This window comes from Bradyrhizobium sp., assembly GCF_030693485.1.
GTDB lineage: Bacteria > Pseudomonadota > Alphaproteobacteria > Rhizobiales > Xanthobacteraceae > Bradyrhizobium.
Genome location: NZ_JAUYAN010000119.1, coordinates 1 through 9,610 on the forward strand (window position 1 = coordinate 1; position 9,610 = coordinate 9,610).

Below are 9,610 nucleotides of genomic sequence, written 5' to 3' on the forward strand. Positions count from 1 at the left end.
GAAGGCGAAGGGGCAAGGCCGCATCGTCAACATAGCTTCGGTGGCGGGGCTGAGCCCGACCGGCTCCTCGATCGCCTATGCGGTGTCGAAGGCGGGGCTGATTCATCTGACGCGGTGCATGGCGGTGGCGCTGGCGCCGGAGACGCTGGTCAACTGCGTGGCGCCGGGCCTGCTGGACGGCACCCGCGCGACGGCCAATCTCCGCTCCGAGCAGGTCGAGCGCGCCGCATCGAGCTCGCTGCTGAAGAAGCCGGCCGACAAGGACGACTGCGCCGACATGGTGGTCGCGATGTGCCGCACCGAAACCATGACCGGCCAGACCGTCGTCATCGACTCCGGGCGGATTTTTCATTAAGGCGATGCTCTTCTCCCCTCCCCCCGCGCGCACTTGCGCGTGGTGGGGAGGGGTCGGGGGTGGGGGGTGGCGCAGCATTCACCGATACTGCGGTTGATACCCGTACGACTTGCGACGAGTCCGCGGAGACACCCCCCACCCCCAACCCCTCCCCGCCGCTTCGCCCGCCTTCGCCAAACGGCTTCGGCGGACAAAGCGGGAGGAGGGGAGAAGAATAACAGAGGTCTATTCGATGGTCGTCTGGTCACCTTTCAGGTTCAACTGCGGACGCGAGATGGCAAACCGGTTTGCGATCGCGCCGATGACGACCAATGCGTCCCATGACGACGGGACGGCGACCGACGACGAACTCGAATTCGTCCGGCGGCGCGCCGCCGGGGGATTCGGGGCCGCCATTTCCTCCGCCGCCTATGTCGCAGCGGACGGGCGCTCCTGGGTGGGAATCGGCGCGGCGCATCAGGGGCATCTGTCCAGTTTGCAGCGGCTCGCCGAGGCCATGCGGGCCGCGGGGGGTCTTGCGATCCTCCAGATCTATGATGGCGGCCGCATCGCCAAGCCCGAATTGATCGGCGAGCAAATCATGCGCGCGCCTTCGGCGGTGGCATCGTTGCGGCCGGGAGCAAAAACGCCGAGGGCGATGACGTCGGATGAGGTCGAAAGCCTGATTGGCAGCTTTCGCGAGGCGGCTGCGCTCGCCCGAAAGGCCGGTTTCGACGGCGTCGAGGTCCACGGCGCCAACCACTATGCGGTGCATCAGTTCTTTTCGCCCCGGGCCAATCATCGCGACGACAAGTGGGGCGGCACGCTTGCAAAGCGGATGAACTTTCCGCTCGCGGTCGCGCAGGCCGTTCGCGACGCGCTCGGCCCGAAGCTGATCGCGGGGTTTCGCGTGACGCCATTCGAGGCCGAGGCGGACGGCTATACGCTGGAGGACGCCAAACTGCTGTGCGACGAACTGGCCAGGTTGAATCTCGACTACATCTCGATATCGCTCGACGATTTTCGCAAGAGCCGGCCGCAGCGCGAGAACCGTGTCTATGACGGTTCGGTCGAGGAAATTCATGCGCCGGCGAAAAGTCCGATCACGGAACTGGCCCGCGTCATCGCGGGCCGCAGCGCGGTGATGGCCAGCGGCGGGATCAAGACCTGCGGGGATGCCGAGGAGGCGATCGGCCTGGGCGCCGACCTGGTTGCGGTGGGACGCGCCGTGGTGGTCGATCCGGAATGGCTTTCCAAGGTCCGGAGCCGGCGCGAAGCATCGATCCTTGCGGGACTGCCCGGGGATGAACGCGAGATAGCCGACGCCTTGAGCATTCCTCCGCGCATGGTCGAATATATACTGAGCCGCCCGGGCTGGATCCCTCGGCTTTAGTGCCAACAGGATGGGTCTCGCTTTCGCTCCACCTATCCTGCGCGCTCGGAACAAGGCTGAGCCGGAAGCCGGTCTTGATGTGCATCAAACCTTCGGGGCGCAATGCGCCTAGTATCAGGTGGTTGCTGGCCAGCGCCGGAGCGCGACATGATCAAATGCGGTGTAAAATGGTTGATGCTTGCCAGTCTTGCCGCGGGTTTCGCTGCTGCGGCCCAGGCTGAAGAGCTGGACGTCGGTAAGTCGGAATTTCAGTCTTCGTGCGCGAGTTGTCATGGCACGGATGCGAAGGGCAAAGGGCCGGTCGCCGACCAGCTCAAAACGCCGCCTCCCGATCTGACGATGCTGGCCATGAGCAACAACGGGGTTTTTCCCACGGACGCTGTTTTTGAAGCCATATCCGGATCGAAAACAGTTCCCGCTCACGGCAACCGTGAAATGCCGATCTGGGGGGAACGGTTCAACCCCATCATCAAGTTGCCGCACTATGTCGACCCGTCCTACTGGAAGCTGGCGGGGCCGGAGCAAAGCCCGGAAGTCGTCGTACGAAAACGCATCCTCGCTGTTGTCGATTATCTGAGCCGTGTTCAGCAAAAGTAACGACCGACCAGCATCAGATGGCGGCTCTTACCAAGCCGGGCGATGCCCGCGGTTTTCGTTTCAACCACAGGGGCCGGTGCGCGCGTTGGAATGACCTACCTCCCCGGCCGCAGCTCCAGACTCTCCAGCCCCGCCGCGATGCTGAGGCCGATCTGGCCCTGCAGGCTGAGCGGCTGCAGCGCGATGGTGTTGTTGGAGCCGCCGATCAGCAAATTGCCGCCGGCGCCGACCCCGATCGCCGCACTGCCCTGCACGCCGACATAATTGCCCGCGAGGTCGCCGGGGCCGAGCCGCGCCACCGGCGCGAACACGCCCCAGGCCAGCGCCGATTCCTGGGTGATGCCGAGATCGAGTCCCACTTTACGGACGGTAGCGATATAGCGGTCTTCCGGCTGGCCCTCGGCGCGCAGCACGCAGCCGAGATTGGTCACCGAGCCCACGATGAAGCCGATGCTGGCGCCGCCGCGGCATTCGAGAATGCCGACCTGCACGCGCTGCATCGGCTGCTGCACCTGGGCTGCGGCCGATGACGCGACCAGCAGGATCGCGGCGAGGCCGGCACGGATGGTGAAACGGGGCATGGGGAAATCTCCGGCTGAAAAGCTGTGATGCGAGCGGTGAACGAGCGCGCCGCTGCCCTGGCGCGTGCAAATCTATGACACAATGGCGGAAGCCGTGCCAGATTTTGACTAACACAACACGTCATTCCGGGGCAGCCCGCAGGGCTGAACCCGGAATCTCGATGTAATGAGCACGGAGCTCCTACTATCGAGATTCCGGGTTCGATGCTTCGCATCGCTCCGGAATGACGGCGATTGTTGCAACCAAAAAAAAGAGGCCCGCTTTCGCAGGCCTCTTTGGTTTAGCTGTCGTAGCTCTCAGGCTCAGCCTCGATGGCCCTGCTTGTGATGCCGGTGGTGACGGGGTTTGCCGCCGCGTCCGGGCCGGTAGGGCTGCAACTCGATATCGGCGATCCCCGCCGCGACGTTGAGGCCGGTCTGGCCCTGCAGGCTGATCGGCTGCAGCGCGTAGGGATTTTCCGGACCGCCGACCAGGAAATTGCCGCCGAAGCCGACGCCGACCGAGGCGTTGGCGCCGACGCCGCCGTAATTGCCGGCGAGGTCGCCGCGCGCCACCCGCCTGGTCGGCGCGTTCACCGCCCAGACCAGCCTTGTCTGGTCGGTGAACCCCAGGTCGACGCCGTAGCGGCGAACGGTGGCGATGTAGGGCTCGGGACGGCGGCCCTCGCTCTGGAACACGCACTGGAACGAGGTGACCGAGCCGACCACGAAGCCGACATTCTGGCCGCCCTGGCATTGCAGCAGGCCGGCGCGCACCTGCGGCGCCGCGCTGGCGCCGCTGATCGAGACGCCGAGCGCGGCGATGGCAAGGGCGATGGTTGAAACTCGCATCAATCTGATCTCCGCTGACTATGTTGGCGGAGCTACGAGAAGAAAATGCCTTGTTCAAAAGAAGAAAGCGCCTTGTCCGAAACAAGGCGCTTCCCGGGAGATGACATCAAACCGTCACGGGTCAATAGTCGGGGTCGCAGCCCATCCTTCGAGACGGCCACTTTGTGGCCTCCTCAGGATGAGGTTCAACTTGCTGAAAAACGACAACCTCATGCTGAGGAGCGAGCACCGCGAGCGTCTCGATGCATGGGCCGCAAGCGGCTCACCGAGTTCACTTAGGCAGCTCTATCTCAGATTCCCGCAAAAGCGCTGGATGCGTTTGCAGGCTTCCTCGAGGTCCGACGTCTTGGTCGCATAGGAAATCCGGAACGCCGGGCCGAGCCCGAACGCCGAACCCTGCACCACCGCGACGCCCTCGTTTTCCAGAAGCTCCGTGACAAAATCCTCGTCATTGGCGATCACCTTGCCGGACGGCGAGGTCTTGCCGATGGTGCCGGCGCAGGACGGATAGACGTAGAACGCGCCTTCCGGCCGCGGGCACTCGATGCCGCTGGCCTGGTTCAGCATCGACACCGCGAGATCGCGCCGCTGCTTGAACACCTTGTTGTTGGCGGGGATGAAATCCTGCGGACCGTTGAGCGCCTCGACCGAGGCCCATTGCGAAATCGACGACGGGTTCGAGGTCGACTGCGACTGGATGGTCTGCATCGCCTTGATCAGCTCGGCGGGGCCGCCGGCATAGCCGATGCGCCAGCCGGTCATGCAATAGGCCTTTGACACCCCGTTCACGGTCAGCGTGCGATCGTACAGTTTCGGTTCGACCTGCGCCGGCGTGGTAAAGACAAAATCGTCATAGACCAGGTGCTCGTACATGTCGTCGGTCATCACCCAGACATGGGGGTGCTTGACCAGCACGTCGGTGAGCGCCTTCAGCTCGGCGCGCGTATAGGCGGCGCCGGTCGGGTTCGACGGCGAGCACAGGATGATCCATTTGGTCTTCGGCGTGATCGCCTTCTCCAGCGCCTCGGGCTTCAGCTTGAAGCCGTCGGCGGCGGTGCAGATCACAGGCACGGATTCGCCGCCGGCCAGCGCCACCATTTCCGGATAGCTCACCCAATAGGGCGCGGGAATGATCACCTCATCGCCCGGATTGATGGTGGCCATCAGGGCATTGTAGAGCACCTGCTTGCCGCCGGTGCCGACGATGATCTGGTTCGGCGCGTAGGTCAGGCCGTTCTCGCGCTGAAACTTGGCGATGATCGCCGCCTTCAGCTCGGGAATGCCGCCGACGTCGGTATATTTGGTCTTGCCGGCCTCGATGGCGTGGATCGCCGCCAGCTTGATGTTGGCGGGCGTGTCGAAGTCGGGTTCGCCGGCGCCGAGGCCGATGACGTTGCGGCCGGCCGCTTTCAGCGCGCGTGCCTTATCCGTGACCGCGATGGTCGCGGACGGCTTCACACGGTCGAGCGCAGCGGACAGGAAAGGCATCATCGTCTCCTTGCGGTCATGGGCATCATGGTGCGGGCGCACCGATCCACGACTCTTCTTGATGGGATCGAGGCACCCTAAAGCGCGGCACGCTGCATCGCAAGAAGCTTGCCCGGTTGCGGGCCAACTTTGGGGAAAGACAGCCCCGTGCGGGGCGCGCAATATTCGCAAAATTTCGCCGCGAAATGACTCATATCCGGCAAGGGAAATGCGAGGGCCGGCAGATTGGCGCTAGGGTTGGCCTCAATCGTTAAAGCGTGCTGGCAGGATTTCTGCGCGGTTGCAGTGCAATAGAGGTTTTCGACTTTTTCGAGGGCACGGGCCTTGCGACACAACCGCAACGGCATCATTGTTTAGCCGCGTTGCGGCGCGACAAGGTAACATCTTGAAGGCAGGCTTGGCACGACGACTGAACGGCTGCGTTCCTCCGATCGAACTGATTTGAAGATGTACAAGCTCTATTCGATGCAGCGCTCCGGCAACAGTTACAAGGTCCGCCTTGCGCTGGCGCTGCTGAACGCGCCCTATCGCGCCATCGAAGTCGACATTCTGCGCGGCGAGAGCCGCACGCCGGACTTTCTCGCGAAAAATCCCAGCGGACAGGTGCCGCTGCTGGAAGTCGCGGACGGACGCTACCTCGCCGAGTCCAACGCCATCCTGTGGTATGTCGCCGGCGGCACGCCGCTGGCGCCGGAATCGCGGGTCGAACGCGCCGAGGCGCTGCAGTGGATGTTCTTCGAGCAGCACGCGCTGGAGCCGAACATCGGTGCGGCCTATTTCTGGCTGGCGCTGGTCAAGGGCGGCCGCGACCTGCAGACCCACGCGCTGGAAGACTGGATGGAGCGCGGCTATGCCGCGCTGCAGGTGATGGAAAACCACCTCAAGACTCATGAATATTTTGCCGCGGGACAGCTGACCGTCGCCGACATCGCGATGTACGGCTACACCCATGTCGCCGACCGCTGCGACTTCGACCTCGCGACCTTCCCCGCGATCCGGACCTGGTTGAGGCGAGTCGAGCAGACCAGCGGATTCGTGCCGATGGACTGGCAGCCCGGTGCCGGGGATGCCCGGGTCGACGCCCCCGGCATCGCCGCCGAGGCGTGAAAAGGCCGGTTCTGCCGTCATCGTGTGACGGCTGTTGAATACCTTTCTACCAGAATAGCGGGCATAACCCGGCCTTTTGCCGTCGTTTTGCCATTTTCGAGGCCTGCGCCGCCGCAATATTGCCAGCGATTCCTGCGAGCGTCCAACGACAGGGCGATTCGCTCGCCCGCTCATTCAGGAATCTACGGCTATGCCCCGGTCGTCCGGCGCTCTCGGCTTTGACGGCCGCTCCGCGCCAGTCGCTTTGTCCAGACTGACCCATGTCGTCGCCGGCCGGCTGGCGATCGGCGGGCTGTCGCTGTGCCTGATCGTCGCCCTCATGGTGGTGTCGATCGAAGTCGCGATGGCGCTGCCCATTCCGGCGTAATGCTCAAATCCCTGGTGCAGGTTACGGGCTTCCAGCACCTCAACTGCCAGCGATGATGCCATCGCGATCGGGCCATCATGAATAAGACGCCAATGGTCCTTGTGACGGCCTCGTTGACGGTTGCGACCGTGCTGACGGCGTCGTTCCTGATCGTCACCTCCACCCGCGGCGAAAACACCTCCTTCGCGTCGTCGGCGGGCCAGCTCGAGGTCCAGACCGTCGCCAGCGGCCTGGTCAATCCATGGGCGCTGGCGTTCCTGCCCGACGGCCGGATGCTGGTGACCGAGCGCGCCGGGCGCATGCGCATCGTCACGCCGGAAGGCCAGGTTTCGCCGCCGCTGAAGGGTGTGCCCGAGGCCTGGGCCTCCGGCCAGGGCGGATTGCTCGACGTCATCACCGACAAGAGTTTCGCGCAGAACAAGACCATCTATTTCTGCTACGCCGAGCGCACCGCCGGCGGCGGTCGCACCGCCATGGCACGCGGCAAACTGAACGACGGCAGCGGCCGGCTCGACGAGGTCAAGGTCATCTTCCGCCAGGAGGGACCGCTGTCGTCGGGCAACCATTATGGCTGCCGCATCGCGCAGGCCGGCGACGGCAATCTGTTCGTCACGCTGGGCGATCATTACAGCGCCCGCGACGAGGCGCAGAATCTCGGCAATCATATCGGCAAGCTGATCCGGATCGCGCCCGACGGCTCGGCGCCGGCGGACAACCCGTTCGTCGGCCGCGATGGCGCCAAGCCGGAAATCTGGAGCTACGGCCACCGCAACCAGCAGGGCCTCGCGATCGATCCCGCCACCGGCGATCTCTGGGAAAGCGAGCACGGCCCGCGCGGCGGCGACGAGATCAACCTCGTCGGCAAGGGCAGGAATTACGGCTGGCCGGCGATCGGCTATGGCATCGATTACAGCGGCGCCAGGATCCACGAGGCCGCCGCCAAAGACGGCATGGAGCAGCCCTTGAAATACTGGGTGCCGTCGATCGCCCCGTCGGGTCTGGCGTTCTACAGCGCAAAGCTGTTTCCGAAATGGACCGGCAGCCTGTTCACCGGCGCGCTGTCCGGCAAGATGCTGGTGCGCCTGCAACTCAACGGCCACACCGTGACGTCGGAGGAACGCCTGCTGCCCAACCTCAACGAACGCATCCGCGACGTGCGGCAGGGCCCCGATGGCGCGCTGTGGCTGCTGACCGACAGTTCGGCCGGACGGATCCTGCGGGTGTCGCCGTCGGCGAAATGACGGACGCCTGCCCTGAACGCGTGTCAGCCACTATCGCTCCATCACGCGTGACTGATCCTGCTTCGCTGCAATTGGCTCATCCCGGCGCGTCGCCCGGCGCTCCAGTTTTGCCGCCAAATTCAACCCAATCCCGGGCCGGCTCCATGGGCACGCCGCGATGCAGATCGCACATCCGTGCGTCTGATTGAAGAAGGGCAAGCACCGGTCGAAGTCGACGTACCATTTCTCGACGCCCCGAACCATTTGCTTGACCGGACCGATCGCCTCCGGCGGACATGCGTTCTCGCAAACCCTGCAATTCACGCAGAACGAGTCGACATCGAAGGTTCGTGGCGGGGTGGGCATGAACGGCGCGTCGGTCAGGACGGCGGAAATCCGGAAGGATGAACCGAACTCGGCATTGATCAGCGAGCCGTGCTTGCCGAGTTCACCGAAGCCGCAGGCAATCGCCGGCGGAATCATCATCACCTTCGTTGTCATGGGCCCCGTCAGCGGCTCCGCCTCCCAACCTTGCCGGCGCAGCCACGCAGCGATGGACTTTGCAGCCGCCGCGGCGCGCCCATATTGCCTGACCACTTCCGCGCCGGCCGTAGCCTCCGGCGCGGTCGCGATCTGTTCGTAGTCATGGGCGAAACCCAGCATGATGATGTTCTTCTGCGGCGCATGCTGGCCCTCGTAAACCCATTCCGGATCCATCTCGGCGACGCCCCACATATCGAAGCCGGCCGCCGCCGCAAGGGCGGCCATGGCGTCGTTCCAATCCTCCGGTCGACGCTCCACGGGCCGACCTGCGACTTCGGGCATCGGGCTGGCCAGCAGCTTCGCCCGCTCTTCGCGAGCGCGCGAAAGATGCGGATTGCCAGGATCAACCTGGTAGAACCACCGCTGCATCGCCCCGTGTGCGATCTCGTCGGGGTCTGGCGCCCAGTACACCATGTTCGGCCGGCGCGGTGTCGTTTCCCCAAGTCCATTGATGGTATTGCCCGAGATCGCGGGCTTCAAGGCAAGTTGCGCAGGGTCAGGTGTGAACGGCCGGTGGCGGTGGAACATGCCGGAGTCCTACGTCTATTGTCCGGGACGGACTGATCCGATGAACGCATATCTTTAGCATGGCGCGAGCGTGTTGCCAGCCGCTCTCGTCAGACACACTGTGTTCATCACGGCTCACTCCCCCCGAAACACCGGCTTGCGCTTTTCGTTGAAGGCCAGCACGCCTTCGCGGCGGTCGGCGGTGGGGACCAGGCGGTTGTACGCCTCGATCTCGAAGGCCATGCCGTCCGACACTGACATCTGCAGGCCGCGGTGAATCGCCTGCTTGGCCTGACGCACCGCGATCGGGCCGTTGGCGACGATGCGCCGGGCGATCGTCATCGTGGCTTCCAGGAGATCAGCGGGCTCGACCACGCGGTTGACCAGACCCCACGCTTCCGCCTCCGCTGCCGTAAAGGGCAGCCCCGACAAGATCAGCTCCTTGGCGCGCCGCTCGCCGACGGCGCGGGCGAGGTTCTGGGTGCCGCCGGCTCCCGGCATGATGCCGAGCGTCACCTCGGTCAGGGCAAAGCGCGCATGGCTGGCGGCATAGACAAAATCCGATGCCGCCGCGATCTCGCAGCCGCCGCCATAGGCCGCCCCATTGACGGCCGCGATCAGCGGGACCGGACAAGCCATCAG

At 64.5% G+C, this 9,610-nt stretch carries 12 protein-coding genes; 6 read left to right on the forward strand and 6 right to left on the reverse strand.

Annotation, left to right across the window (positions count from 1 at the left end):
• From Q8N40_RS08765 to Q8N40_RS08775, 3 genes are all read left to right on the forward strand, one after another.
• A partial coding sequence (locus Q8N40_RS08765) for an SDR family NAD(P)-dependent oxidoreductase (protein WP_305711535.1) occupies positions 1–355 on the forward strand: 355 nt, incomplete at its 5' end.
• Positions 356–587: 232 nt separating this feature from the next.
• Complete coding sequence (locus Q8N40_RS08770; RefSeq protein ID WP_305711536.1) at positions 588–1,727, forward strand: hypothetical protein; 1,140 nt, start codon at positions 588–590, stop codon at positions 1,725–1,727.
• A gap of 147 nt (positions 1,728–1,874) precedes the next feature.
• The gene (locus Q8N40_RS08775) at positions 1,875–2,324 is read left to right on the forward strand and encodes a cytochrome c (protein WP_305320104.1); all 450 of its coding nucleotides are present in this window, start codon (positions 1,875–1,877) and stop codon (positions 2,322–2,324) included.
• A gap of 95 nt (positions 2,325–2,419) precedes the next feature.
• On the opposite strand, the gene Q8N40_RS08780 is transcribed toward Q8N40_RS08775, so the two are convergent.
• From Q8N40_RS08780 to Q8N40_RS08795, 4 genes are all read right to left on the reverse strand, one after another.
• Positions 2,420–2,905 (reverse strand): DUF992 domain-containing protein, encoded by a 486-nt coding sequence (locus tag Q8N40_RS08780; protein ID WP_305320105.1) that lies wholly within the window; start codon positions 2,903–2,905, stop codon positions 2,420–2,422.
• Between the two features lie 303 nt (positions 2,906–3,208).
• The gene (locus tag Q8N40_RS08785) at positions 3,209–3,736 is read right to left on the reverse strand and encodes a DUF992 domain-containing protein (RefSeq protein ID WP_305711537.1); all 528 of its coding nucleotides are present in this window, start codon (positions 3,734–3,736) and stop codon (positions 3,209–3,211) included.
• A 285-nt stretch (positions 3,737–4,021) separates the two neighbouring features.
• Entirely contained in the window at positions 4,022–5,224 is a 1,203-nt protein-coding gene (locus tag Q8N40_RS08790; RefSeq protein WP_305320107.1) for a pyridoxal phosphate-dependent aminotransferase, read from the reverse strand.
• A 77-nt stretch (positions 5,225–5,301) separates the two neighbouring features.
• Positions 5,302–5,574 (reverse strand): hypothetical protein, encoded by a 273-nt coding sequence (locus Q8N40_RS08795; protein WP_305711538.1) that lies wholly within the window; start codon positions 5,572–5,574, stop codon positions 5,302–5,304.
• A gap of 97 nt (positions 5,575–5,671) precedes the next feature.
• Between Q8N40_RS08795 and Q8N40_RS08800 the strand changes: the two genes are divergently transcribed.
• From Q8N40_RS08800 to Q8N40_RS08810, 3 genes are all read left to right on the forward strand, one after another.
• Complete coding sequence (locus Q8N40_RS08800; RefSeq protein ID WP_305320108.1) at positions 5,672–6,331, forward strand: glutathione S-transferase family protein; 660 nt, start codon at positions 5,672–5,674, stop codon at positions 6,329–6,331.
• A 190-nt stretch (positions 6,332–6,521) separates the two neighbouring features.
• Entirely contained in the window at positions 6,522–6,698 is a 177-nt protein-coding gene (locus tag Q8N40_RS08805; RefSeq protein WP_305320109.1) for a hypothetical protein, read from the forward strand.
• A gap of 77 nt (positions 6,699–6,775) precedes the next feature.
• Positions 6,776–7,939 carry a PQQ-dependent sugar dehydrogenase gene (locus Q8N40_RS08810; protein ID WP_305711539.1) on the forward strand — a complete coding sequence of 388 codons (1,164 nt, stop codon included), beginning with the start codon at positions 6,776–6,778 and terminating at the stop codon, positions 7,937–7,939.
• 30 nt (positions 7,940–7,969) lie between these two features.
• Here Q8N40_RS08810 and Q8N40_RS08815 read toward each other — a convergent pair whose 3' ends face one another.
• Entirely contained in the window at positions 7,970–8,989 is a 1,020-nt protein-coding gene (locus tag Q8N40_RS08815; protein ID WP_305711540.1) for a 4Fe-4S dicluster domain-containing protein, read from the reverse strand.
• Positions 8,990–9,103: 114 nt separating this feature from the next.
• A partial coding sequence (locus tag Q8N40_RS08820; RefSeq protein ID WP_305711541.1) for an enoyl-CoA hydratase/isomerase family protein occupies positions 9,104–9,610 on the reverse strand: 507 nt, incomplete at its 5' end.